Origin of the sequence: Paenibacillus sp. VMFN-D1, from assembly GCF_003386155.1 — a bacterium.
Classification (GTDB): domain Bacteria; phylum Bacillota; class Bacilli; order Paenibacillales; family Paenibacillaceae; genus Paenibacillus_AQ; species Paenibacillus_AQ favisporus.
Map to the genome: position 1 here is coordinate 1,918,276 of NZ_QRDU01000001.1, position 25,323 is coordinate 1,943,598.

The window sequence follows — 25,323 nt, forward strand, 5'->3', positions numbered from 1 at the left end:
AACACGATGATCGGCTACCCTCCGCTGATTTCCGCCGAAATCGTCATTTCGTCAACCATCGTGCTCCGCAATCGGCGTACGTCCCGGACCGGCGGCATCCCAAACATCCGCGCATATTCCCTGCTAAAATGCGACGGACTCTCGTATCCGACCTGAAACGCAGCTTCCGCCGCATCGATCGATTCAGAGAAGAGCAGCCGGCGCGCCTCTTGCAAACGGATCTGCTTTTGGTACTGGATCGGACTCATCCCTGTGACTTCCTTGAAATAATCGTACAAAGACGAAGTGCTCATACGGGCCTCCGCAGCCAATTCTTCTACGCGAAGAGGCAGGGCAAAATCGCGGTTAATCTTCTCAACCACCCCCGCGATTCGCTGGGCGTGGCTTCCGATCACGGCAAATTGCATCACAGATGCGCTGTGCTCGTTCTGAAGCACCCGGTAAATGATTTCCCGCATGGCATAAGGAGCAAGCACCGGAATATCACGCGGTGTCTCAACCAGTTTCACAAGCCGCAGCACGGCATCCAAAAGCGTATCGTTAAGCTGGCTTACCTTCAACCCCCGGCTGGTCTCATTCCCAGCTCGGATAGCATCATCGGATGCTTGAATCACATCAAGAATTTGGTTCATATCAAAAAGGATCTGCAGGCTTAAATACGGCGTTTCATTCGATGCTTCCATCACTTGCCCTGTAATCGGTAAATGGACTGAAGCGGTTAAATAGCTGCTCGGGTCGTACTGATACACCTCTTGTCCCAGCATAACCACCTTGGAACCCTGCGCTACGACGCAAAGGGATGGCTCATAGACAGAATATACCGGTTCGGATAACCGGGAAGAGCGAATGAAGCGCAAACCGGGAACTTCCGTCTCATGCGTACCGTCCTCCGGTGTGAACTTCTCGATGATCCGGAGCAGTTCTTTCCTTTGTTTCTCGAACCATTCATCCATCCTTTTCTTCCCCCTTTGATCTACATGATTAGCTTAACTTTATCCGCTTCTGGAGGATTAGGCAATCATCTTGTATGATCCGGCTACCGTCTCTCTTCCCGAAGGAACGATAATGAACATGTAAGAAATGCGAAACATGGTCCGGATAACTTTACTGTAGAAAACGATGACAAGGCAGAATTCAATCCGGCTTTCGCAAAGGAAAGGAGAATATTCAATGACTGCACAAAACGAACAATCCCATCCGTATATCGGCATGTGGGTGACTAAAGACGGTTACATCCGGCATGAGCTGCTGACGAACGGGCGGTATGACGAATCGCGCGGTGATCGGAAGAGCGCATATCAAGGCAGGTACACCATTGTAGGTGACCATATCGAATATGTGGATGATACAGGGTTTACAGCGGACGGCGACTTCCGCGATTCGGTGCTCTACCACGCCGGCATGATTCTCTATCGTGAAAATTAGCGGGAAGATGCCCCTTTTTCATCACAAGAGTTCGAATCGAGCAACTTAGCATAAATCAAATCCAAAGGAGAAATTTCAATGTCCGAAATCAATGGAAAAGTCGTTGTGATTACAGGTGCAAGCAGCGGGATCGGCGAAGCTACAGCGAAGCTTCTTGCCAGCCGGGGCGCCCATGTCGTCATGGGGGCCAGACGCGTAGAAAAACTGGAAGCACTGGCTTCCCTCATTCAGGCAGAAGGAGGGTCCGCCTTATATCAACAGCTTGATGTGACGAGTATCGAGCAAATGCAGTCTATCATCCGCTTGGCACAAAGCCGATTTGGACGGGTCGATGTCATCGTAAACAATGCCGGCGTGATGCCGCTATCACCGTTGGAAGCTTTGAAAATCGACGAATGGAACCGGATGATCGACGTCAATATCCGCGGGGTTCTCCACGGTATTGCCGCAGGTCTCCCCGTGATGAAGGAGCAGCAATCCGGCCATATGATTAACGTGGCTTCCATCGGGGCTTATTCAGTCACGCCGACGGCGGCGGTATACTGTGCAACCAAATACGCCGTTCGCGCCATCACGGAAGGTTTGCGGCAGGAAATTGATGAAGACATTCGGGTAACGCTCGTTTCTCCCGGCGTAACGGAATCCGAGCTCGCTGAGAGCATTACGGATGACGGGGCAAGGGAATTTATGAAAACGTACCGGCGTAACGCTCTTCCTGCTTCCGCTATTGCCCAAGCCATCGCGTATGCGATCGAGCAGCCGGCGGACGTCGATGTGAACGAGCTGGTGGTTCGCCCCACAGCCCGGCTTGGATGATACAGTGAATAAATAAAAATTAAACATCCTAATGACGAATCAGGCAGCCGGTCGACAAAACGATCCGGCTGCCTGATAGCTTTTTTAATGGTTACAAGTCACGCTCATACCGAACTTCCTCCGATACCTCTTTGAACCCCACGGCATGATACAAGGATAAAGCCGATGAGTTGGCCGTTTCAACCTGCAGTACGGCACACTCACATCCGATATTTTTGAGATAGGTCAGCGCTTGGTGCAGCAAATGCTTGGCAATGCCCTGTTTTCGCCAAGGTTCTCTGACAAAAACATCCTCGATGACGCCATCCCCCTCTGCATCCACCCATGCCATCACGCTGCCGACCAGCGTATCATTCTCCCGGACGACAAAAGAAGTCCACGCTCGATTCTTCCGGTTTTCCATGAGCCGCTCCATCCCAATGGGAGCCCCCGGCCAAATTTCCATGTCTGCTGCCAAGTATTCATGGATGCCGGCTTCCGACGGCATGTCCCACTGGATACAGCGATAAGGTGCGGAAAGAGCGAATGGATCCATTTCTCCAACCAGTGCTCTTTGCATGGTATACAAACTTTTACTGTAGCTGAACCCTTTTGATATAAAATATTGGGTGTTGTTCACTTCCGTGGACTGGTTACCGATCCCAATCAACGTCTGATGAGCCGGGGGCAGGGCTGCTTTCAACTCGTAAGCCCTATTCAGCAAAGGTTCGTATAGCAGATCATAGAGATGATAGTCATTCTCCCTTTCCGGACGCGTCTTCAAGTTGAGATAAATATGGTGCTTATGGTCCTGCGGGCTGCCAGCCGGGATTTCCGAAATAACGCTGACCTGCCCTTTTCCGATGATTCGTTCTCCCTCCACTGCAATGAACACATTTGTCCAATTGGCTTCGTCTCCAACCCACCAGAATACCGTTTCTCCTATTGAAGTTACGGCAGCATACAAATCACCCAGCGTCTGAAAATCTTCTTTCGTAAAATGGCGGACTTCAATCAGAGTCATTCACGAACCTCACTTTTTAATGATCTGTAACACTTCTCCAACAGGTTGATTTTACCATTTTACGTTACACTTGTTTGGTAACATTCGTTTATATTCATTTTGGAGGTTACAGAAGATCAGGCGGCTAATTAGGACATGGCTTGCTGGTCTAACCACTCCTGTTGCGTAAGACCGTAAATGACTCTGTCTAAATATTGGTCATGTAAACGTTCGTAATTCCGGATAATCCCTTCCTGCGTGAAGCCCAATCGTTCCGGAATCGCTCGGCTCTTGATATTGCCTGCAGCTGCTCCGATCTCGACTTTACGAAGCCGCAGATCATGGAACGCATGAGCGACAAACGTTCTGCATGCAGCAGTCATTAAACCCTTCCCCTCAAATTGTGTGCCAAGCCAGTAGCCTATTTCTGTTCGACCCGCTTCCCAATCGATCCCTAGAAAACCTATGGCCCCTGCAATCTGTTCCTTATACCATATCCCAGCCCAGTACCCATCGTTATTCGCGAATCTTTTTAATGACCTGCTTATAAAGGCTCTTGTGTCCTCGACTTTATGCGTAAGATCAGGAAACTGAAGCCACTGCCGTATAGATTCACGACTGCTGTCAATTAAATGAAAAAGCTCGTTAGCGTGCCTGTCTTCCAGAATCGAAATGTATGAATCATCATTGACTATAGCCTTGTACATCAAATGACTCCTCCTTTGTCAAACATTAACGTTCTTTAATTAAAATCTTAATCTCTCGTATCAAAATTATGAAGGGATATGAACAGCTATACAATGAATTTTCTGAAGAAAGCATTGCAAATCCATGGAGTATATTTTATTATGGATATTGTAGGTCTATAATATTATCGAATAGAAAGGAGGATCTCACTTGAACCATCCCTCTTCTCTATAAGGACTTTGGTGTGAGGTTTACGATGGTTTCGGTCAAGCAAGAGCCTTAATGTTTTAAGCATACAGAAAAATTTATTTTTTTGCTCTAATTATGGATATAACAGATCTATGGAGGTTTAAAAGATCATGAACGATTTTTTTAATGAAGCCCGCTGGGAAAAAGCGTGGAAAGAAGACCCCGACACCTATATAAACAAGTCCAAACAAGCCGGCATCGACCCTTCTCGAGACTTTGATCATAAAGCCAAGGCTTTCCATGAGCAGTCATTTAGCCCGGAGGGAAGAAAACGAACCCATCGCATCCTGAACTGGATTGAGGGACAAGGGGTATCATTTAAGAATGCCTCTGTGCTGGACATCGGCGCCGCTTCGGGCGTATTTTCGGTGCCGTTTGCAGAGCGGGGAGCCTGTGTAACGGCCGTCGAGTCCTCTCCACCACAAGTTGAATTGCTGAAGGAACACATAGCCAAGTTTGACGAAGGCCAAATAAAGATTATCCCCGTACCATTTGAGGAAATCGACGTTCAAGAAAAAGGCTTGAGCCAGGCTTTCGATCTCGTCTTCGTTTCGATGTGCCCGGTCATTCGCGACTGGGAGAGCGTGGAGAAAGTGCTCCAATGTGCCCGAAAATTCTGTTATGTCAGTCTGCCTGTTTCTTCCGCAGAGCATAGTCTGGTCAACGAAATTTGGCCGCTCGTCACCGGCGAACCTTACAAGTCCAAACCAGCGGAAATGGGATATTTGCTCCATCTGCTGTATCTCAAAGGCTATTCCTATGAGTCCCTGGTCACCCGGGAAACGAAAACGGTAGAGATGTCGAAGGAAGAAGCGCTGCAGGAGATGATGAGCTGGCTTCGCAGACATGGCCTGCCTGTCGATGAGCGCAACCAAACAATCGTTGCGGACTATCTGGACCAAGCATATCCGTCTGGACAAGTAACCTTCCAACAGGGCGGGCGTTTTGGCAAGGTGCTGATTCGACTGCAGGATCAGAACATGTACACCAGAGAGATTTGAGTCGGAAATTTATTATTGAAAGGAAGATAACAATGGCAATCCAGCATGCAACAGACGCAACGTTTAAAAATATGATGCAGACAGAAGGCGTAACGGTCGTGAATTTTTGGGCATCATGGTGCGGTCCTTGTAAAATATTTGCTCCCATTCTGGAGGACTTTGAAAGGGAAACAAGCGGTTCGGTTAACGTGATTAAAGTGAATGTAGATGATAACCCGGTGATCTCTTCCCAATTTCAGATTATGAGCATACCGACCACCCTTATTTTTAAAGATGGCAAGCTCGTTTACCAGGAATCGGGGATTCTGCCGAAACAGATCTTGAAGGAGCTCACGGCCTAAGCATAAATCAAGGTAGCAAAACAAAGCCGGAATTCCTTCAGCGGGAATCTCCGGCTTTTGAAATTGGTAAAGCTACATTTCAATCTCACAGCCGTCAAAGGAGCGGCCATCCGCGATGATTTTCACCGCCTTTGTTATTGCATTCTTCTGAAAATCATTCAGTTTACTTTCATCACCATCCCAATCCTGCAGCCACCAGAAGAAGGAACATATATTTCGGTAATCCATAAACAAGGGAATACGCTGAATCCAATGAGAGTCCAACGGATGATGCTTGAAGTACCCTGCAAGAAAATTATCCAAAAATCTCCGGGCAAATTCATTCTTTGACTTTCGGTCTTCTCCAGGGGACCCCCACCAAACCGCATGTGCTGCCGCAATGGCAATGTCCAGTGCATACCAGCCATAAATGCAGTCGTCAAAATCAAATACGGTAATCGTATCTCCGTCGATCATGAAATTATAGGGATGAAAATCATTATGGATCAGCCCATAAGCATTATCCTCCCGAGGGAGCGAATCGATTTGATCTTCAAGGCTTTGTAATTTTTCGAGAAGCACCTTGTACATCCCATGCTGCAAATTCGGATTGCTGAACTGGCTCTTGCTCCAATGATCTCTTTGCCTGCCCTTCACCATAGGTATATAGGACTTCGAATGCTTGTGCATCTTCCCCATGGTTTCTCCCCATGCATGATAGATGTCTGTCCCCCATAAGTGAGGGTTGCCTTTCTCGAAGAATTTTCCCGGTGCCATGCGAAAAACAGCGGCAATAAAACATAGTCCGTCTTCTTCATACACGGCGGTTAACTGTTGATCCTTCGTTAAGATCGGCAAAGAGGTGTTTACGCCATGGTGTACCAAATCATGAACCCATTCCAATTCGGCATGTATCTTTTCTGCGTAGGCGAGAGGCTTAACCGATATCCGCAGGAAATAAAATTCATTGTTTTTCGAAAACCGGTATACCACATTCGTTGAATGGCTGACAAACTCCAGCGTATTCACATCAAAGTCAAACGATGCGGCAGCTTTGGACAAAATATCCGCTGTGAGCATTTGAAACCTCCGTATCTTCATGTTTTCGAACCGAGTTAATGCCCGCCTTGGATTTCATTTTTTATTTCTGTAACAGGAGTCCCTGAAAATAGGGCTCACCCTCTTTTAAAGGAACGGTTTGAAAGCTGATTTCCTTAAAATATTGCCCGGTTAGCGCTCGGATGGAACGATCTGAATAAGAAGCGAAAAATCGTTTTGGCTCACACCAGTCGTTTTCCCAAACCCCCTCGGAATCTGTACCTCCATATAATCCAATATAAAATAATCCATCCGGCTTCATCACTCGTTTGATTTCCGACAGCACGCCGCCTATTTCATTTTTGGGCACATGCAGCAGACAGTTTAAGGCGTAGACGGCATCAAACGAATCGTCCTCAAATGTTAGATGATAGAAATCCATCACATACGCCTGCAGCCCTCTTTCTCTGCAGTAACGCACCATTTCACTGGATAAATCAATGCTGGTTACCTTTAGACCATGATCTTTAAAGTATAGGCTGTCTATCCCTGTCCCGGCACCGATTTCCAGAAGTTTTTTTTTACCTGAATCCTGCAGGCGGGTAAGAAACTTGTCCCTCTCGATAACCTTCCAATCCGCCGGATGCGCGTTTGCTCTTCGGTGTGAATCGATGTCATACGATTTCGCCAGATTTGTTTTATCCATTTCTTTATCCCGCCTTATTCACGATTTAACCCCTGCAGCTCATCCAATACAAATCGGCCGTTCTCCCGGACTAAGACGTCATCAAACCAAAGCCGGCCGCCGCCCCACTCCTCGCACTGATTCAGCACGATATCCACTTTATTTTCTTACCCGTATCATTTGGCGCTCTTTCCACTCAAAATTGTCACCCAATTGGAAAGTGGACAAATCAATCATAAGATCATCCTTGTTAGGCAAGTCACTAAACCTTTCACACCCATATGCGGTGCATGAGTACAGCTCCAGCTCTTCACCAATCTCTAAATGACGTCCCATATACTCGAACAGCTCGGTTATGCATTTTCTACTGCATTGGTAGTATTCAGGCGAAGACAGCTTCTTCTCGTCATTCATTTCGAAAGAGCCTCCATCAGGGTCTACCTGATAAATGTATGGGTGCTGAAACGGGCACGATGCATCTACTGATTTCATAGGGCCCGCTACATACAAGCCGGCTGCGTCCAATTCCGTTTCGTAGATATCCATCAGCTGATCCCCCTCCGGGTCCTTTTCCAGCAGCGCTTGCATCACAATCTGATCTTTCGCCGAAGGGTTCACTTTTTCAATATAATCCCGAATGGTCATTACCGTTTTGTTCTTCCCGAAGGAGCCAGTAGGAAGCTCACGGCTTGAAGCGATATAGTAGTATTGAGTCATTGGCTTACTCCTCGAATTCATTTGGCAGGTCTTCAGTTAATCCGAAATGATGGGCAATAATATGTACGATTCTTTTGGAGGCGAGCCCGTCACCAAATGGGTTTCTCGCATTTGCCATCTGATGATAGAGATCCGGGTCCGTTAATAGTTTATTGGCTATGTTAAAAATAGAATCCTCTTGGGTTCCGGACAGGTAAACGGCGTTCGCCGCAACAGCCTCTGGCCGTTCTGTAGTATCTCGCATCAGGATCAACGGTTTATTAAAAACAGGTGTTTCTTCTTGAAGTCCGCCTGAATCACTTAATACAAGATGAGAACGGGATAACAGATTGATCATATCAGGGTATTCAATGGGATCAAGCAAATGGATCCGATCATGGCCGGACAGCATAGCAAATGCGGTATCCTGGACATATGGACTTAAATGAACCGGATAAACGATATGAACATCTGGATGTTCATCAGCCACACGGCGGATCGCCTTGAACATTTGCTGCATAGGTTCTCCATAATTTTCACGGCGGTGAGCCGTTACAGTAATCAATCTTCCTTGAAGTTGGACAAGATCGTTTAATTGTTCATTATGAAATTTATAATCAGCTTTGTTGGTTAGAATTGCTGCATCGACGGCAGTTTGACCGGTAACAAAAATATGTTCGGAATCATAACCCTCTCTATTCAAATTGTTCTTGCTAACAGATGTCGGCGCAAATAGTAAATCTGTAATAACATCGACAATTCTGCGATTTACTTCTTCGGGCCAAGGCGAATATTTTTGATGAGAACGTAAGCCTGCTTCGACATGCCCAACCGGGATCTTATGAAAAAATGCTGTCAAGCTTCCGCACATCGCAGTCTGCGTATCTCCATGAACCAGTATCATGTCAGGCTTATCCTCATTAATGATGTTGTCAAGTCCAACAATCGCAGCCGAAGTTAAGTAAGCCAGTGATTGATTTTCTTTCATCAAAGCCAAGTCGACATCGGGTTGAATATTAAAATGTGAAAGAGCTTGAGTTAGTTGTTCTCGGTGCTGGCCGGTAACAACCACCTTTGTCTCAAACCATTCTTGATGACGGCGCAATTCTTGAATCACTGGGCACATTTTCGTCGCTTCAGGCCGAGTGCCGAATATAACCATTATTTTTTTCTTCATTGTCGATTCTCTCCTTTGGTAAATCCATTCTCTGCCACGATTTTATACTGTTTCCATAATATTACTTCGTTACGAAGCACCACATCTCCTTTTGTTCAGGAATGAGTCCCTCTATAACCCAAACAGGCCGCCGTTGTTCGGCAGCCTGCAGCTTGTTTCACCGGGTATGTATTATAGTGCTTATTCGTCCAACGCCTTCAAAATTTGATTCGCATAATCATCCCACGCTGCTTCGTCGGTGTTGATTTCTATTGCAGGAATGAGCGATTGTTTCATACATGTGCGCAGCCTTTCCTGATCCTCAACAAACTTGCGGCAAGCTTCGTCTGCAGTCGGATGATTCGCCATGATATAGGACCGCCAGGCTTCGCCTCGGCTTTCAACAAATCGGGTCGGAACAGCTTCCGGAGATAAGGTCAAAAGAACGCATTTTCCATTGAGACGCCGCATCCGCTGTTCCAAAGCCTCAATTTCTGTATGATCTGCGAATGCCGCACGATGATTAAGATGAAATCTCTCTAAGATGAAAAAAATTCCGTTTGACGCTTTCGTTTGACCCAGAGATTTAATCCAACCATGCAGCTGTTCAAGGTAAGCGATATGCTGATTCAACAGCTGGATATGTTCATTTTGATCCAAAGATCTCAGCACGCCGTGATCGGAATGCAGGATTTGCGAATAATGTTCACTTAGCGCGATCATCGTTCGCTCGGCATGCGAACTTAAACTATGTACTCTTTTTAATGCAGATAATACGGATGTTTTCCCAGTTGTGGATAAGCCTTCGAGTATGACGCCGCGAATCAAGCCGTTCACCTCTTTCGATAACTATTCGATACGGTACGTAAGAGCCGGTCAGCTGGACCGGCCCCATGCAACCGTTTACCAGATCTCAATCATCACGCTTCAGCTGGTGACTTCCAGCCGCCCTTTAAAAAACAATTCGGAAGGCTCGGTGGCATCCATTTCACCGTCCAAGATCCGCTTCACATCAGCCAGTGTATCATAAAGCGTCAACCATTCACCTGGTTTCTTGGTATAGGGCTCGGATACATAGAAAGGCTGTGCAAGATAAGCTTCGAGCCTTTCGCCACGTTGGTACAGCTGCAAATCACTATCGGAAATCTTTTCGGTGCCCAGTACGGTCACCAACGATCTCAGCTCTCTGTAACGGCGGAGCAGTTTCCGTGCCGCTTGCTGGGTGGTCAGATGAACGGCATCCAGATGCGCTCCCTCCAGAACGGTCGAGGTCGACCCGATCGGATCGATAGCCGGATAAATGCCTCTGCTGATCAGATCGGTGTCAAATCTCCACAGGGTGTCCAAAGGTCCATACGCATTATCATCGTCAGCCGCTTCACACTTAATATCTACAAGGGCGATCGTGATGGGCCGTGCTCCGACCTCTTTAAGTCGATCTCGCAAGGATAATAACTCGCCGGATAAAACTTTGCTCCGATCAACGCCGAGGAGAATATCTTTTTCCCCGCGCAGCTGCACGATTTGCTGATAAACGTCCTCTTTGGCCGAATGGGAAAACTCGGATTGCTCCTGAACCAGCTCGACGCCCGAAATATCCGATTGCGGGTCCCAGAACACGGTTGCGAATCCCCGTTTCTTCATGCGGAGCATCAGCTCTGCGAGCATAACGAGCTGCCCCATGTTCGGCCGTGCCACAAATCCAACGGTTCCCCCGCGAACTACCGGGGCGAGCAAATCCAACGCTTTTACACCTGTCTCGATCATACGAACACCACTCCCTCTAATTATGAGTTCATCAAGACTGCATCCCGCCAAAGAAGCAAGAGCCACCAACGTCCTTACTTCAGCGCGGCCGACGGGGATTTTACCTGTACATAGATTGGAAACCGTTGCCGCTCTTAGACCAGCCTCCCGTGCCGCCGTCGTTAGATTGGGTACGCGTCGGCGCAGCAGCGGAACGTTAAGCTGTAACTCCTCATCCATTTTTTAGCACCTCCTTACTTTGTATAGTAATTTATTTTACTCTATAGCGCAATAGGGAATGAGGAAAAATTTGTGATTGTTTGTTACCTTGTACACAAGACATATTTAGAACCTCAACATTAAAGTGAAAACCGAGGACTCTAATACAAAATGGTTATTCACTCACCCATTCGCGGCAGCCGATCAGCACGCCAAAAAAGCCACCCTTGTTTGAAATCATGGTGGCTTTACACTTCCACATGCTTCAGTACGTTACATTAGCTTTCCTTTGGCCGGTGGTTTTTCGTAAATTGTTCAAAAAACGGCGTGGTATCCCGGGCGGCCATCGTCGTTTCACTGCCCATGGTCCATCCGATTTCTGCCCTCCAGCTGCCGAGCATTCCTTGGTGCAACAACGCCTCTTCGCTGACCTCTACGGATCGGTCCGCATAAGGCGCAACATACAAAGCATCAACTGGACAATACGCTTCACACATAAAGCATGTCTGGCAGTCTTCCTGCCTGGCGATCACAAGCTGTCCATCCTGCATATCAAACACGTTGGTTGGACAGACCTTTACGCAAATGGAACAACCGATGCACCGCTCCCCGCTGACCAGCTCGATCATAAGACCCTCCCCTCCTCCGGCGTGAGTTCGGACGCATGAGGGACTTTTTCCGCCCGGATGTGGATTCGGTCGATTCCCGACACCAGAAGGCGGTGGGTCTGGCGGGGATCCAGCTGGGGGTATTCCGCAAAGGCATGCAGCCCGCGGCTCTCTTTGCGCGCAAGGGCGGCCGAGTACATCCATCTCGCCGTAGCCACCATGCCTGCCGCTTCCCGGGCACGCACACGATGACGGTGATCGTCAGATACACTGTCATGCAAAAAAGGAACAAGCCCGTGCAAACGGTCGAGAGACGCCCTGATGACCGGTTCGCTGCGGAAAAAGTTAATCGACAAAGGGAACACCTCACGCTGAACGGCCGAGATGATTTGCGGGACGTCCATCAGCCGGTCGGCGTCCGAATGCTGCACCAAGCCGTATCGTCCTGCCGGCGTCAGATCCCGCTTACCGGCATCCCCGGATTGGGATAGTGCATACTGCGCAGCACCTTCGCCCGCCCAATTTCCGCTGCATATCGCCCAGGAAGCGTTATACGCTCCTCCGCCTGAAATGGCGCCCGTTACTTTCTCTCGCGAGGCGGCATCGCCCGCTGCGTATAAACCCGGAACGCTCGTGCGGCAGTCGTTCCCGGTGAGCCGCAGCCCGCCCGTCCCGCGCATCGTCCCTTCGTACCGGAGCGTGATCGGAAACTTATCCCGGAACGGATCGATGCCTGCGCGCTCGAGCGGCATAAAGAAGATCGGATGCGCGTGACGAAGAAACCGCCGCTTCTCCTCCGTGTCGGCCAAATTGATCGAGGCGTACACCGGTCCTTTCAGGAGATGCTGCTGCAGACTGCCGAAGGCGCGGTCACCCCGGCTGATCACGCGCCCTTCTTGATCATAGAGCGTAGACCAAGCCAGCATTCTCCCCCGGGTCACACTGCCAAAAGCGGCGCTCGGCGCATATTGGCGGCTGAATTCCATCCCGGAAAGCTCGGCTCCCGTTTCGGCAGCCATAAGCAGTCCCTCGCCGGTAAGTACGTTGCAGCCCAACCCATTGCTCAGAAACGCGCAGCCCCCAGTAGCCAGAACGACCGCATTGGAGCGTACTTCCCATTCTTTGCCCGTCAGCCGGTTCACGCCTCTTGCTCCCCCGACGCCATTCGCATCGTGCAGCAGCTCCAGTGCAGGGGATTGATCCAATATGCGCACGCCGGCCTGCCGGACCGCCCGGCGCATCAGCTTCATATATTCGGGGCCGTGCAAATGCGTGCGGAGCGGATTCCCGTTACCATCTTTCGGAAAGGGATATCCCCATTCTCCGACTTTTTCCAAATAGGTCTCCACCTCATCCAGAACCCGGTGAATCCAGGCGTTCTCCGACAGATATCCGCCTGCCTTGAGCCTGCTCTGCACGGCATCTTCCCGCAGCTCGGCAACCGGAGGAATCACCAGCAGGGTTGTTCCTCCAGGTGCCGTCGCACCGCTGCTGCCCAAGAAGCCTTTATCCGCAAGCACAACCCTTGCTCCCTTGGACGCGGCTCTCCATGCCGCCCAGGCGCCAGCTGGCCCGCCACCAAGAACCAGTACATCCGTGGTTAATTGAATATCCATTTTGGGTGCCATTTGCTGCAATCCCCCTATCGTCCTGTACGTGGTTATTTCAGCACCCAGTCGTTCATATCAAAATCTTTTTTCGCAAGCTTTTCTTCAACCAGAAAGTCTTTCGTTCCTTCAATCAGCTTTAAGCCGTCATCGGTAAACGGCGTATCCTTGATCTCGCTGATCGGGCTGATCTTCTTGATAACTTCCGGAGTCGTTCCCTGCGCATCCGCGACAAACTGGTAGTATTCGTCTTCGTGCTGCTTTAAGTCATCCAGCGCCTTTTTGCGCGCTTCGTTCCATATTTTCGGAAAGTCGGGGAATTTGGCCAGAAAAGCGTCCGACACGACGGTAGCACTCGTACCGATCAGATCGGGATGTTTGGTGGCATCGTCAAGCAGCGGATAACCTTCGTCAATCTGCTTCATCGCCTGCACGCCATTGTTGGTCAACGCGTCAACATCCCCCCTTGCCAAAGCTGCCTGCGCATCGGGAATCAGCATGTGAACCAGCTTATAATCCTTCACGCCCTCCTGCTTGAGCAAGCCAACGACATAACGGTGCATAAAAGATCCCTTTTGAATGGCAATCGTTTTGCCTTCCAAATCTTTGATGGACTTAGCTCCGCCTTTTTTGGCAAACAAGTACCCGATGGAATAGGTCGATGGCTGGGAAATCAAACGTGTTTTCGCACCGGAGGCGTAAGCGATGATCGCCGGTGTATCGCCAAGGCTGCCTGCGTCCAGCCGGCCGCTGACTAATGATTCTGTTTGGTCGGGTCCGTTGGGGAAGCCGGTCAGGTTCACCTGCGTAATCCCATGCTTCTTCAGCTCCTCCTGAATAATCCCTTTATGGAATCCCCAGCCTTCAGCTCCGCTTGACGGCACATTTAATTTATTGATCCCGATGTAGCCATAATTGAGCACCGTCGGCTTATCCGCGGCAGCTTCGGCAGCATCCCCGCTGCGCTTGGACGGCGAGCAGCCCTGAACCACGATGATGGCTAGCAGACCTGCAAGAATGACAGCTGATTTCCATAAGCGGCCGTGTTTGGTGTTTTTACGATGCGTTGTCTTCATGATTGGCTCCCCCACTTCAGTCGATAATTAAAATCCGCTCCGCTTCGACAGCTGATACATATATTCGTGACTGGCGACAGGCTTGCGGCCTTTCCCCCAGCCAACCTTCTCCCGGTATCCTCCCATTAGGCCTTGTTCTGACAGCTCGCTTTCCGTGACACCGATGACCGACTCGGATTCCGGGGCGACATACAAGGCGTCGACAGGGCAGTACAGCTCGCACATAAAACAGGTCTGGCAATCGCTTTGCCGGGCGATCACGGGAATCCCGTCAGCAACGCGATCGAATACGTTGGTAGGACATACAGACACGCATTGATTGCAGGCAATGCATTTGCTTTCACTGATAACTTCGATCAATGGACGACGACCTCCTTACGGACTTGCTCCGGACGAACCCACAATTGGTCCAATCCGCCTGTGATCAGGCGGTAGTGCTGATTGTCGTCCATCCCGGCAAAATCGCTGCGCTTATGCATGCCCCTCGATTCCGTCCGGGCCAAGGCAGATGTGTACATCCAACGGGCCGTTGCCGTCATGGCGGCCGCTTCCCTTGCTTTGACGCCATCCACGGTGTGCTCAATAGCCTGCTCCCGCTGCTCGTTCCATAAGCCGTTCAGCCTGTTCAAAGACCGGGTCATCACCTCACCGGTCCGGAACAGGTTGCGGTCATAAGGTTTGACCTCATCCTGAACGGCCTGCACCCATTCCGCTGCCCGGCTTGGTGTAACGCTGCCCTTGCCTTCCTCCACGATGGGCTGGGTGGACTTTCGCTCTAAATTGCGGCTTCCATCACGGGCACCCAGCTTCTTGACGTAGGCCGCCGCACCTTCTCCGGCGAAGGAGCCGGAGGACATAGCCCAAGCTGCATTGTGGCTCCCTCCTCCGGTAAACCCGCCGCAAATCAGCTCCCGGGTGGCGGCATCGCCCGCCGCATAGAGCCCGGGCACATCGGTTGCGCAGAGCTCATCCGCCAGCCGGATGCCGCCGGTGCCACGGACCGTCCCTTCCAGGCGAAGCGTAACCGGGAACGGGTCCGTAAACGGATCAATGCCGCGGCGGTCGAACGGCAAGAAGAAGTTGGTCTGGCCCACCCGGAGCAGCGGCTTCAAGTGTTCTGGCGCCTGATCGAGGACGGCATAGACCTGCCGGCCCTCCATAAGATTACGCGCAATCACGGAGCGCCCGCGCTTGGAACCGGCTCCTTCGACAATCGTGCCGTCTTCATAATAGAAGCTGGCATAGCTGTAATAAGCCGTCTTCGTCACGGACGAGAATGTCGGGCAAATCGCGTAGGCGTTGGAAAATTCCATGCCGGACAGATTCGCCCCGGCCTCAGCGGCCATTAGATACCCGTCGCCTGTGAGGACGTTGCAGCCGAGCGCTTTGCTGAGAAAGGCGCAGCCGCCTGTGGCGATCACAACCGCTCCGGCCTCCACCGTCCACGGGATACCCGTCTGCGTATTGACTCCCGCAGCACCTCCCACGCCATGCTCGTCGGCCAGCAGCTCCAGCGCCGGGCTGTGGTCCAGAATCGTCACGCCCGCCTTCCTGACGACCTTGCGCATGAGGCGCATATATTCGGGCCCCTGCAGGCTGTGCCGGTGCTGATTGCCCTCGTCATCCAGCGGGAACGGGTACCCCCAGCCTGCCAACTGGTTCATATTGGCATAGGTGCGGTCAAGCACCCGGTTCATCCAGCGGTGTTCCGCCAGCCTTCCGCCCATGTCATAGCGGCTGGCTTTGGCTTCTTCCCTCAGCCGTTCATCCGGCTTCACATACCACACTCCCGTGCCTGAAGGCGCCGTTGCCCCGCTGGATCCGCAATACCCTTTATCGGCCAGCACCACTCTGGCTCCCTTGGCGGCTGCCGTAACGGCGGCCCAAGTGCCCGCCGGTCCCCCGCCGATCACCAATACGTCCGTTTTCAAATGCTGCGCCTGTTCCTGAATTGCCATTTGCCACGCCTCCTATTTTTTCGGAATGGGATTTAACCACGATAGGCATCACGCCAATGAAGCCACCTGCGCTCCAGCAGGCGAACCAGCGAATCGATCAGCTTGCCTACAACCGCGAAGATCAGAATGCCGACAAAAATAACCGGGGTATCCGAGTTTTGCTTGGCTTCATTGATCATAAAACCGATCCCGGCCGTAGAACCTACGAGTTCCGCAACGACAAGGCTGATCCACGATACAGCCAGCGACAATCTAACGCCAAGCAGGATGCTCGGCATTGCCCCGGGAACAATCAGTCGCGTGAACCGTTGATACGGCTTGAATTCGAGGACCCTGCCCACTTCGAACCATTTACCGTCCACTTGGCGAATCCCAGCGTATGTATTGATATACATGGGAAAAAAAGAACCGGAAATGATGATGGCAATCTTGGAGGTTTCGCCAAAGCCAAACCACAATATGATCAAGGGTGCGATGGCCAAATGTGGAACCAGTCGCAGCACCTGGATGCTGGGATCGAGCAAATACTCCGCCTTGCGGAACATACCGGTAAAACATCCAAACACCAGTCCAAGCAGGCCTCCGATCGCAAATCCGAGGAGCGTACGCTGTATACTCACTCCAATCTGGTAGGCAAGATCACCCGAGGCAATGAGATGAATCAACGATTTCAGAATGACCCACGGCGTCGGCATGAATTCGGGCGATATCCAGCCTGCGCCGCCTGCCCATTGCCATAACACCACCACCACAACCGGTATAATAGATGCCCATAACAGATCGGCCCACCATCTCTTGGAGCTCCTCGGCTGCCTGTTCGTTTGTACGATATCCGCTGTAACCTTCACTGCATCCTCCCCAGCCGCGGGATTTGAATGTGGAGGCGAATGGATAGCACGATCTTGTTTAGCTGTTGTTTGCGGAATCGGCATTTCGCTTTGCAGGCTCATTTGAATACCTCCTTACCTGGTATAGCTTTCCTTCCACCTTAACAACCTGCGCTCCGCCAGCCGAACGATATAATCCGTAATGAGTCCCGCGGCCGCAAACACGATAATGCCTACAAAAACGACCGGCGTATCGGCAAACTGGCGGGCATCGGACATCATATAACCGACCCCGGAAGTCGAAGCAATCAATTCGGCTACCACCAGACCCAGCCACGATAACCCGATCGATAACCGGGTTCCAAGGAGAATGTTAGGAAGCGCCGCCGGGATCACCAGCCTTCTGATCTGCTGGATGCGGCTGTACCCGAGCACACGGGTCACTTCGAACCATTTGTTATCCACATTACGGATACCGAGATAAGTATTGATATAGAGTGGGAAGAAGGCCCCTTTGGCGATCAACAGAATTTTGGATTCCTCGCCAATTCCGAACCAAAGAATAAACAGCGGGACGACAGCAAGGCTCGGAATCATGCGGATCATTTGGAGCGTAGGATCAAGCATCTTTTCGACTTTCGCAAACAGACCGACCAGCATTCCAAACAAGAGTCCCAAGCTCCCCCCGAGCGCAAATCCTGCAAGTGCACGCACGGCGCTGATTCGGAAATGATCCCATAAATCACCGGATTGAGCGAGACCGACAAAGGCCTTCAGAATGGCGAGAGGTGTCGGAAACAGCAAATCGGATATATACCCCAGCTGTCCGAAGATCTGCCACAAAACAAGCACGGCTCCCGGCAGAATCAGTCCCAGCCCGAGAAGCTTCCACCTTCCGGAGCCCGCTCTGAGGGATGGTCCTGCTGTTGAAATTTCGTGACTCATACAACCACCTGCCTTTCTGACATGAGTACAACAATTTTATATACCGGCCCCATCCGTAAGCTCTAACTCATCCAGGGAATCCAGCAGCTTAAGTACGCGAAGCCGAAGCTCTTGAAAGGATGACGTCGTTTTCTTCCGGGGATAGGGAAGATCGATCGGCACGATGCTTTTGATTTGACCCGGCCGCGGCTTGAGAATGACGACCCGGTTGGCCAGAAATACGGCTTCATCAATGTCATGGGTGACAAAAATCATCGTCGTCTGATTTCTGCGCCAAATATCCAGCAGTACATCCTGCATATGTGCTCTGGTGAAGGCGTCCAGTGCACCAAACGGTTCATCCAGCAGCAGCACCCGGGGATTGCGCAGCAGCGCCCTTGCGATCGCCACCCGTTGGGCCATCCCTCCGGACAGCTCCTTGGGATAGGCTTTTTCAAAGCCCCCAAGTTTGACCAGTTCGATGAGTTCATCGACCTTACGCCTAACTTCGGGATCACGCAGTGACAAATCCGCAGCAATATTTTTCTCCACCGTCAGCCAAGGAAATAGACGATGCTCCTGAAAAATAAATCCTTTGTCGATTCCCGGTCCCGTAATGTTCTGGCCGGCTAGTGTAATGGTTCCGGAATACTGTCCGTCCAGCCCGGCGATGATGCGCAGCAGCGTGCTTTTCCCGCAGCCGCTCGGACCGATGACCGTAATGAACTCTCCTTCCCGGATGTTCAAATCCACTTTGTGCAGTGCTTCAACACGTCCTTTGGCTGTATCAAAGCTTTTACTCAGCGCCGTGATGTTTAGCAAAGTCTCCGCCATATGCTCTGCCTCCCTTTAGAAATCAAATGATGCCGACAAGCCAAAATAATATTTTCCTACCCGTTTACTTGGATATATGACAGCACTTTATCATTCTAAATCCGATTCAACAAGTAGGGATTAATAAATTCGATTGCTAATTCAAAATTCTGATCCACTCTTTTTAGCGGGGTGTACAGAATCTCCAGTTAGGTCGTATGATAGTACGGTAGATTGGTTTTCAGTAATGGAGGTTGTCATCATGATCATCCGAGAAATCGAGGAAAAAGACAATAAGCCGGTCGAGCAGCTAATCCGGACATGCTTGATTGAGTTTGGTGCGAACAAGCCCGGTACCGCCTGGGCCGATCCCGATTTAGGTAACTTTTATCACGTATATCGCCCTGAAGGATCAAAATATTGGGTGGCCGAAGATGAAGGCCGTATTGCCGCCGGATGCGGCATTGGACCTGTGCCAGGTTTCCCGCACATTTGCGAGCTGCAGAAAATGTACGCCTGCCAAGAAGCCAGGGGAACGGGGATCGCGGCGGAGCTGCTGCGGGTTGCGCTCGATTTTGCCAAAGAGCATTACGAGCAGTGCTACCTGGAAACATTCCACAACATGACGGCGGCCAACAAATTTTATCTCAAGCACGGGTTTGTTCCGATGGACAAGCCGCTGAGTGCGACCGAGCATTTTGCCTGTGACGCCTGGTATATCAAGACGCTGTGAACAGCAAAAAAGCACCCTCAGGGTGCTTTCATTCGTTATACACGATCGGCTTTTCCATCACATAATCGTCCATGACAAAACCGTTACCGATATCTGCCACTTGCGTGCGCACGGTTTTAAACCCTTTTTTCCTATATACCGCAATCGTCGAGTCGTTATGCCGGTTCACGGTAAGCCAGATGGCGCTTAAGCTCCGCTCTTTGCATAGAGTTGTCAGAAACTCCATAGCCCGGCTTGCGTACCCATGCCCCCTGTACTCCTTGGCAATGTACAATTTGCTCAGGAACAGCTTGCCCTCTTCCTGCTTGACTCCGATATATCCAGCATGAGCCCCGTCAATATTGATAAAGTAATACTCGTATCCCTGATGTTGAATTTGGTCGGTTATCGCGGGAACCGATTGAAATTTGTCGACCATGTAGTTGATTTGATCCCGTGTGATGATGCTGATAAAGTATTCGTGCCAAATCCCATAGGCCAGATCAGCCAGTGCTGCAATCTCCTCTTCGGTGTTTACTTGAGTTAATATAACTTCCACTCACGCTGCCCCCTCGTTCCCAGTGCTTCAAGCTGCTGCCATTCTAGCACATCCGATCTTCTCGTGACAAACGTGGGCGTGTTATACACCGCACCGCTCTCTATTCGGAGGGATACTGCTTGACCCTTACCGTTAGACCCTCTAAGTCAAGTCTGGGAAAACCCGTTAATGTATACTCCTCACCGCACAATTCGACACCGCTTTCAATCCATTCGGCATCCTGCTCCGAACTGCGGAACAAAACCTCGACGGCAGAACCCGCAGTTAACATGATACCTGTGTTTCCGATGGCATACTGTCCATCAGCGTTCTTTATCAGCGTGCCTTGGGCAATCACTTGTGCCCCAATGCCTTGAATCAGGCGGCGGACGGCGGACAGCTTGTCTTCCACTTTGGCGAATGTCGAACACAGATACATATCGTCCGGATCAGCCGGGTCAAAATGGTCACTCCACGTGTCTTCAATCTGCCGAAGGCCATGGGTGATTTCTTTCAACTGGACTTCTAAGTTTAATAGTTCCTGTAGCATCGTATCCTTTGTCATGCGAACCCCTTATCCATAAAAAATTTATTGACGCTGTCTAACCAAAAACGTTTTCTGAACATGACAATTCCGGCAGGCAACCGCAGCAAGCCAGAGAGCTAAACAATTCGGTAATCGCTTACAAAAACGGTTTGAATCAAACGCACCATTCATGATATGGTACTCAAGTATGCTCCACTAAACTATAATAAAATTTGTAACAAGTAAACAGGAATTTTCTCATTCATAAGCCTGTAATCCGGCTTGCAATAACTAATGATGACTGAATTTCTTCATTACAACTATGCTTATTATAAAAGTAAACCATTTTTAGAATCCATAGAGCAACTAAATATTATTTGTAATTATTAAATTATTAAGTATAGATTTCATCATGCCGTCCGAATATGGATAAAACCGAACAAGGGGGATTCCGCATGGATTTGAAAAGGCTGCAAAATCTCGTTCCAGACGTTGTTTTCTTCGTGGACAGGCGCTGTTTCCCACAATGGGAAATTATTCGCCAGACGATCAATTTTCAGGATTTGACGTTTGTTGTCGAAGGGAAATCCAATTATTTTATTAATGGCGTTAAATATACGGTGGAAGCCGGGGATGTGATTTACATACCCGTGGGCAGCGTTCGCGAAGCTTACACGTTTGTAGACTGTCCCATGCACTCTTACGCATTCAACTTCAAATGGCTTGCGCCTGGCAGATCGGAAGCGCTTCCACTTCAGACCGTTACGAAAAATCTCATCACGAGCGAAATTCTGGGTTACATCAAGCAGTTCACCCAGGTATGGATGCGCAAGCATCCGGGCTATATCATGCATGCAAGAGCGCTGTTTATGCTTATCGTCCATCATGTCCTCATCACCAATACCTACCGCAGCGCCGGACATCACCCTGTTGATCCACGCGTCAACAAGGTGCTCGAATATATTATCGACCATTATCCGGAGGATCTGCATTTAACCGGGATGGCGGATATCGTCAACCTGAACCCCGTTTATTTCGGCAAATTGTTCAAACAAGTCACGGGATATTCCTTCAAGGAATATGTGAACCAGATCCGGATTAATCAAGCGGAAATGCTCTTGTCCACCGGGGGCTTCACGGTGACCCAGGTTGCGGACCGCTGCGGATTCCATGATATATCGTATTTCAGCAACGTATTTAAGTCGATCAAAGGTTATCCTCCTTCAGCCGTTTCGAAGTCCTGACAAGTTCAGTAATGCGGACTTTGAACTGTTTCTCGGGTGGAATATATTACCTCCGTTTTCGCTGGTTTCTCTGCTAAATAAACGAGTGCACAGTACCGATATATTGGTTATTCCAATCCGAGAGGGTGCACATACGTGAAGTCAAAGAAGTTATTCAGATTCCGGAGTTTAATGGCGCTGAGCACGCTGCTGCTGGCCGTTCTGTTCGTCGTCGTCATCAGCGCTCAAACGTGGATCTCCTATAATGAGCAGAAAAGTCTGTTCCAGGAACGATTTATGGGGCTCGGAAGCGTCCTCGAGTCCCAGCTGGATACCAATATAAGCCAAGTGAAGCAGATTACCCAGGCGGTGGCCAATCATGGGCCGACGGATACGGAGCCTTTTCAGGTCATCCGCCGTCAGCTGAAGGCGATGGTTAGCAAAGACCAAGGCATTGGCAACGCCTATATTCTGGCCACGGAAAAAATGGAACGCAACGGTAACAGAGCCGTTATCAATTTGCAAGGCCCCGATGATCAGATGCTGCAGCCGGGAACGGAATACGTGATGCCTGCTTATTTTGAGCATGCTTTTGATCAGACGCTAAAAGAAGGCTCTGCCGTAACCGTGCCTTACGACGATGAGTTGGGGACCTGGGTGACCTATCTTTCAGCCGTGACAGATGAACAAGGGAACATCGTCTCGGTCTTCGGCATCGATTTCGACTATGATGGAATTCAGAATCGGCTCTCCGAAATCCTATGGACAAGCCTGGCAGGTGGAGCCGTGTTCCTCGTCGCAGCCATCATTATCGTATCGGTAGCTGTCCGATATGCCCTTAAACCCCTTCGCCGACTGGCGGAAGTGTCCCAAATGGCCGCCGAAGGCGATTTGACCGTCAGTGTCCCGGTCAAGAGCAGAAACGAGATCGGCCAAGCGGCAGATGCGTTTAATAGTATGGTTTCGAGTTTGCGGGAGCTGGCTGGCAATGTTCAGCATACTTCCCTCGAAGTGACCGATGAAGCCAAACTGATGCAGGAAAGTGCCCAGCAGACGGCACAGGCCACTAACGAAATTACCGAAGCGATCAGCCAGGTCGCCGCCGATTCGGAGACGCAGCTTCATAGCTCGACGGAAAGCCAGCGGGCTATGTCCGAAATGGCCGTGGGCATCCAGCGTATCGCCGAGTCCTCCAGCGTTGTTTCGGATCTTGCTGCGCATACGACCGAGCGCGCAGTTGAAGGCGAATCCGTCATGATGAAATCAGTGGAGCAGATGCAGACGATCGAGAACAATTTGTCCGATTCCGTTGGAACCATGCGGGAGCTGGAAGAACTGAGCCGGCAAATCGGGGGAATTCTGGCCCTCATTGCGGATGTAGCCAACCAGACGAACCTGCTGGCCCTTAACGCTTCCATCGAAGCGGCCCGGGCTGGCGAGCACGGCCGCGGGTTTGCCGTGGTCGCCCAGCAAATCCGCAAGCTGGCAGAGCAGTCGAAAAATTCCTCCGAACAGGTGAAAGTAATCCTCGAAGGCATCGGAGACCGGACGAATGAGGCGGTAGCTTCCCTCCAGCGTTCTTCCGACGAGGCCCGTATGGGTACGCAGATCGCGCTGCAGGCCGGCGACAGTTTCCGCGCCATTGTGCAGGCCATCCGCGAAGTATCCGCCCAGGTACAGGAAGTATCTGCTGCCTCGGAGCAGATGTCAGCCGGCAGCGAGGAAATTGCGGCTTCGCTGGAAGAGCTGGAGCGCATCACCACCTCCTCCGCCATGCAAGCACAGCGCGTTGCGGCTTCTTCCGAGGAGCAGCTCGCATCGATGGAAGAAATCGCGAGTTCTTCCGAGCAGCTTCTGACGATGGCACGCAACCTGTCGCAAATCATCAGCAAGTTCCGGGTATAACTCGGATCATCTGCAAAAAGGGTAAGCCATTAGGCTTACCCTTTTTTAACGGAGGTGTCCTGCCCTGCTGATCCCGGTTTCTATTTCCCCATACCTATCCCACCTTAAAAATATCTGCACAAAAAAGCTGCGACGGATCGCAGCTATAGGATTATTGATTCCAATGATTCAAGCTCTAGGACTCAAAAGGATAAAATACGTTCCATGATTCGTACCAGCATACTTAGAGCATTCTCTGCGAAGTAGACCGAGTGATCGATCAGCCGCCCGAAGCAGGAAATCAGAATGATAAACAGCATGACGTAAAGTGCGATATTCAATAGACGGTTTTCTTGTTTGTCTTCCATTACGGTTCACCTTCACTTTCCCTTTTCTTATTTATTCAAAGTATACATGTGAACCGGCGTGCCACCTATTGATTTCACTTACACCTATCTTACACACTTGTAAGTTCCGGGGATGATCCGTCACCTAAAGAGCTGAAAATTTAGCTGCATTTAACCGGCTTGCCCCACCGTTTCTGTGATATATTGAGGTTAAAGCTGGAAGTCCAAATCATGCAGTGGAGAATAGGAGGACGTAAAGCGTGACCACATTTCCTCAGATCACAGACGATGAGCGAATCAGGCGGCTGCAGCATCCCGGAAGACCGGTAAGAATCGTTTTGGATACGGATACCTTTAACGAAATCGATGATCAGTTCGCTGTCATCTATGCCATGAAATCAAGCACCAGCGTAACTGTTGAGGCCTTGTATGCCGCACCTTTTTACAACGAACTGTCGGAAAGCCCATTGGACGGCATGGAAAAAAGCTACCAGGAGATCTTGAAAATCCGTCAGCTTGCCCAGCGGGAGGATATCCCCGTGCACCGGGGATCAGGGAGCTATCTTCCCGGCGCTGATATGCCAGTGGACAGCGATGCGGCACGGGATCTGGTCCAACGGGCTATGGCCTCTTCACCGGACGATCCGCTGTATGTCGTTGCGATCGGAGCCATCACGAATGTGGCCTCGGCCATTCTGCTGGAACCGGAGATTATCAACCGGATCGTCGTCGTATGGCTGGGCGGCCATTCGCTGCATTGGCCGGATACGCGCGAGTTCAACCTCGCGCAGGATCTGCATGGCTCAAGGCTGGTGCTCGGCTCCGGTGTCCCTCTTGTTCTCGTCCCGTGCATGGGAACGGCATCTCATCTCCTGACGACCCTCTCGGAACTGGAAACCCATATGAAGCATAAGGGAGAAGTGGGCCAATATCTCTACGACACTTACCGGAATTGTTCGCCGGATCATTACGCGTATTCACGCGTCATCTGGGACATCTCTGTCATCGCCTGGCTGGCTGTTCCGGAAGCCTGCCCCAGCATTTTGGTTCCCAGCCCGCGAATTTCCGAAGATTTCCGTTGGGTAAATGACCCTACGCGGCATCAGATCCGTTATATTTACCATGTGAACCGGGATGCCGTATTCCGCGATTTGTTCAACAAGATTGCCGAAGTGAAGTAATTTCTTATGAGCTGCTGCTCCCTTTACAGGAAGTAGTCGGCTCTTTTTTTAAAATATATGAAAGTACATGTATCCGGGA

General features: G+C 50.5%; 28 protein-coding genes. 8 read left to right on the forward strand and 20 right to left on the reverse strand.

What is annotated here, in order from left to right:
- Positions 1 to 14: 14 nt before the first annotated feature.
- On the reverse strand, positions 15 to 953 hold the full coding sequence (locus C7820_RS08920; protein WP_116230651.1) for an AraC family transcriptional regulator: 939 nt from the start codon (positions 951 to 953) through the stop codon (positions 15 to 17).
- A 217-nt stretch (positions 954 to 1,170) separates the two neighbouring features.
- On the opposite strand from C7820_RS08920, the gene C7820_RS08925 reads away from it, so the two are divergent.
- Both C7820_RS08925 and C7820_RS08930 read left to right on the forward strand, forming a co-directional pair.
- Entirely contained in the window at positions 1,171 to 1,425 is a 255-nt protein-coding gene (locus C7820_RS08925) for an Atu4866 domain-containing protein (RefSeq protein WP_116230652.1), read from the forward strand.
- Between the two features lie 78 nt (positions 1,426 to 1,503).
- Positions 1,504 to 2,241 (forward strand): SDR family oxidoreductase, encoded by a 738-nt coding sequence (locus C7820_RS08930; RefSeq protein WP_116230653.1) that lies wholly within the window; start codon positions 1,504 to 1,506, stop codon positions 2,239 to 2,241.
- Between the two features lie 91 nt (positions 2,242 to 2,332).
- Here C7820_RS08930 and C7820_RS08935 read toward each other — a convergent pair whose 3' ends face one another.
- Entirely contained in the window at positions 2,333 to 3,244 is a 912-nt protein-coding gene (locus C7820_RS08935; protein WP_116230654.1) for a GNAT family N-acetyltransferase, read from the reverse strand.
- 128 nt (positions 3,245 to 3,372) lie between these two features.
- Positions 3,373 to 3,930, reverse strand: a complete 558-nt coding sequence (locus C7820_RS08940) for a GNAT family N-acetyltransferase (RefSeq protein WP_116230655.1) — start codon at positions 3,928 to 3,930, stop codon at positions 3,373 to 3,375.
- A gap of 339 nt (positions 3,931 to 4,269) precedes the next feature.
- Here C7820_RS08940 and C7820_RS08945 point away from each other — a divergent pair, with 339 nt between their 5' ends.
- Positions 4,270 to 5,160, forward strand: a complete 891-nt coding sequence (locus C7820_RS08945) for a class I SAM-dependent methyltransferase (RefSeq protein WP_116230656.1) — start codon at positions 4,270 to 4,272, stop codon at positions 5,158 to 5,160.
- 32 nt (positions 5,161 to 5,192) lie between these two features.
- On the forward strand, positions 5,193 to 5,501 hold the full coding sequence (gene trxA / locus C7820_RS08950; protein ID WP_116230657.1) for a thioredoxin: 309 nt from the start codon (positions 5,193 to 5,195) through the stop codon (positions 5,499 to 5,501).
- A 72-nt stretch (positions 5,502 to 5,573) separates the two neighbouring features.
- Here trxA and C7820_RS08955 read toward each other — a convergent pair whose 3' ends face one another.
- From C7820_RS08955 to C7820_RS09020, 14 genes are all read right to left on the reverse strand, one after another.
- Positions 5,574 to 6,560 (reverse strand): phosphotransferase enzyme family protein, encoded by a 987-nt coding sequence (locus tag C7820_RS08955; RefSeq protein WP_181908977.1) that lies wholly within the window; start codon positions 6,558 to 6,560, stop codon positions 5,574 to 5,576.
- 61 nt (positions 6,561 to 6,621) lie between these two features.
- Positions 6,622 to 7,224 (reverse strand): class I SAM-dependent methyltransferase, encoded by a 603-nt coding sequence (locus C7820_RS08960; protein WP_116230659.1) that lies wholly within the window; start codon positions 7,222 to 7,224, stop codon positions 6,622 to 6,624.
- A 138-nt stretch (positions 7,225 to 7,362) separates the two neighbouring features.
- On the reverse strand, positions 7,363 to 7,920 hold the full coding sequence (locus C7820_RS08965; RefSeq protein WP_116230660.1) for a hypothetical protein: 558 nt from the start codon (positions 7,918 to 7,920) through the stop codon (positions 7,363 to 7,365).
- 4 nt (positions 7,921 to 7,924) lie between these two features.
- Positions 7,925 to 9,076, reverse strand: coding sequence for a non-hydrolyzing UDP-N-acetylglucosamine 2-epimerase (wecB, locus tag C7820_RS08970; protein ID WP_116230661.1), 1,152 nt, complete (start codon positions 9,074 to 9,076; stop codon positions 7,925 to 7,927).
- Positions 9,077 to 9,256: 180 nt separating this feature from the next.
- On the reverse strand, positions 9,257 to 9,883 hold the full coding sequence (locus tag C7820_RS08975) for a hypothetical protein (protein ID WP_147306269.1): 627 nt from the start codon (positions 9,881 to 9,883) through the stop codon (positions 9,257 to 9,259).
- 99 nt (positions 9,884 to 9,982) lie between these two features.
- Positions 9,983 to 11,041, reverse strand: a complete 1,059-nt coding sequence (locus C7820_RS08980; RefSeq protein WP_116230663.1) for an ATP synthase beta subunit C-terminal domain-containing protein — start codon at positions 11,039 to 11,041, stop codon at positions 9,983 to 9,985.
- A 257-nt stretch (positions 11,042 to 11,298) separates the two neighbouring features.
- Positions 11,299 to 11,649, reverse strand: a complete 351-nt coding sequence (locus C7820_RS08985; protein WP_116230664.1) for a 4Fe-4S binding protein — start codon at positions 11,647 to 11,649, stop codon at positions 11,299 to 11,301.
- On the reverse strand, positions 11,646 to 13,256 hold the full coding sequence (locus tag C7820_RS08990) for an FAD-dependent oxidoreductase (protein WP_116230665.1): 1,611 nt from the start codon (positions 13,254 to 13,256) through the stop codon (positions 11,646 to 11,648). The genes C7820_RS08985 and C7820_RS08990 overlap by 4 nt, the downstream gene beginning before the upstream one ends.
- Positions 13,257 to 13,288: 32 nt before the next feature.
- A complete protein-coding gene (locus tag C7820_RS08995) occupies positions 13,289 to 14,311 on the reverse strand; it encodes an ABC transporter substrate-binding protein (protein ID WP_116230666.1) in 1,023 nt (340 codons plus the stop codon).
- Positions 14,312 to 14,338: 27 nt separating this feature from the next.
- The gene (locus C7820_RS09000; protein ID WP_076166160.1) at positions 14,339 to 14,671 is read right to left on the reverse strand and encodes a 4Fe-4S dicluster domain-containing protein; all 333 of its coding nucleotides are present in this window, start codon (positions 14,669 to 14,671) and stop codon (positions 14,339 to 14,341) included.
- Positions 14,668 to 16,269 carry an FAD-dependent oxidoreductase gene (locus tag C7820_RS09005; protein WP_116230667.1) on the reverse strand — a complete coding sequence of 534 codons (1,602 nt, stop codon included), beginning with the start codon at positions 16,267 to 16,269 and terminating at the stop codon, positions 14,668 to 14,670. The genes C7820_RS09000 and C7820_RS09005 overlap by 4 nt, the downstream gene beginning before the upstream one ends.
- Positions 16,270 to 16,301: 32 nt before the next feature.
- Positions 16,302 to 17,219 (reverse strand): ABC transporter permease, encoded by a 918-nt coding sequence (locus C7820_RS09010; RefSeq protein WP_116230668.1) that lies wholly within the window; start codon positions 17,217 to 17,219, stop codon positions 16,302 to 16,304.
- A 12-nt stretch (positions 17,220 to 17,231) separates the two neighbouring features.
- Positions 17,232 to 18,041 (reverse strand): ABC transporter permease, encoded by an 810-nt coding sequence (locus C7820_RS09015; RefSeq protein WP_116230669.1) that lies wholly within the window; start codon positions 18,039 to 18,041, stop codon positions 17,232 to 17,234.
- A 36-nt stretch (positions 18,042 to 18,077) separates the two neighbouring features.
- Positions 18,078 to 18,854: an ABC transporter ATP-binding protein gene (locus C7820_RS09020; protein WP_116230670.1), complete on the reverse strand. Its 777-nt coding sequence runs from the start codon at positions 18,852 to 18,854 to the stop codon at positions 18,078 to 18,080.
- 241 nt (positions 18,855 to 19,095) lie between these two features.
- Between C7820_RS09020 and C7820_RS09025 the strand changes: the two genes are divergently transcribed.
- Entirely contained in the window at positions 19,096 to 19,566 is a 471-nt protein-coding gene (locus C7820_RS09025) for a GNAT family N-acetyltransferase (RefSeq protein WP_076166176.1), read from the forward strand.
- A 28-nt stretch (positions 19,567 to 19,594) separates the two neighbouring features.
- On the opposite strand, the gene C7820_RS09030 is transcribed toward C7820_RS09025, so the two are convergent.
- Both C7820_RS09030 and C7820_RS09035 read right to left on the reverse strand, forming a co-directional pair.
- On the reverse strand, positions 19,595 to 20,104 hold the full coding sequence (locus C7820_RS09030) for a GNAT family N-acetyltransferase (RefSeq protein ID WP_116230671.1): 510 nt from the start codon (positions 20,102 to 20,104) through the stop codon (positions 19,595 to 19,597).
- 100 nt (positions 20,105 to 20,204) lie between these two features.
- Complete coding sequence (locus tag C7820_RS09035; RefSeq protein WP_116230672.1) at positions 20,205 to 20,648, reverse strand: DUF5348 domain-containing protein; 444 nt, start codon at positions 20,646 to 20,648, stop codon at positions 20,205 to 20,207.
- A gap of 416 nt (positions 20,649 to 21,064) precedes the next feature.
- Here C7820_RS09035 and C7820_RS09040 point away from each other — a divergent pair, with 416 nt between their 5' ends.
- Positions 21,065 to 21,853: an AraC family transcriptional regulator gene (locus C7820_RS09040; RefSeq protein ID WP_181908978.1), complete on the forward strand. Its 789-nt coding sequence runs from the start codon at positions 21,065 to 21,067 to the stop codon at positions 21,851 to 21,853.
- A gap of 135 nt (positions 21,854 to 21,988) precedes the next feature.
- Positions 21,989 to 23,737 carry a methyl-accepting chemotaxis protein gene (locus C7820_RS09045; RefSeq protein WP_147306270.1) on the forward strand — a complete coding sequence of 583 codons (1,749 nt, stop codon included), beginning with the start codon at positions 21,989 to 21,991 and terminating at the stop codon, positions 23,735 to 23,737.
- A gap of 182 nt (positions 23,738 to 23,919) precedes the next feature.
- Here the strand turns inward: C7820_RS09045 and C7820_RS33405 are convergent, their stop codons facing one another.
- Complete coding sequence (locus C7820_RS33405) at positions 23,920 to 24,084, reverse strand: hypothetical protein (RefSeq protein ID WP_181908979.1); 165 nt, start codon at positions 24,082 to 24,084, stop codon at positions 23,920 to 23,922.
- A gap of 239 nt (positions 24,085 to 24,323) precedes the next feature.
- On the opposite strand from C7820_RS33405, the gene C7820_RS09050 reads away from it, so the two are divergent.
- A complete protein-coding gene (locus tag C7820_RS09050; RefSeq protein ID WP_116230674.1) occupies positions 24,324 to 25,244 on the forward strand; it encodes a nucleoside hydrolase in 921 nt (306 codons plus the stop codon).
- Positions 25,245 to 25,323 lie beyond the last annotated feature (79 nt).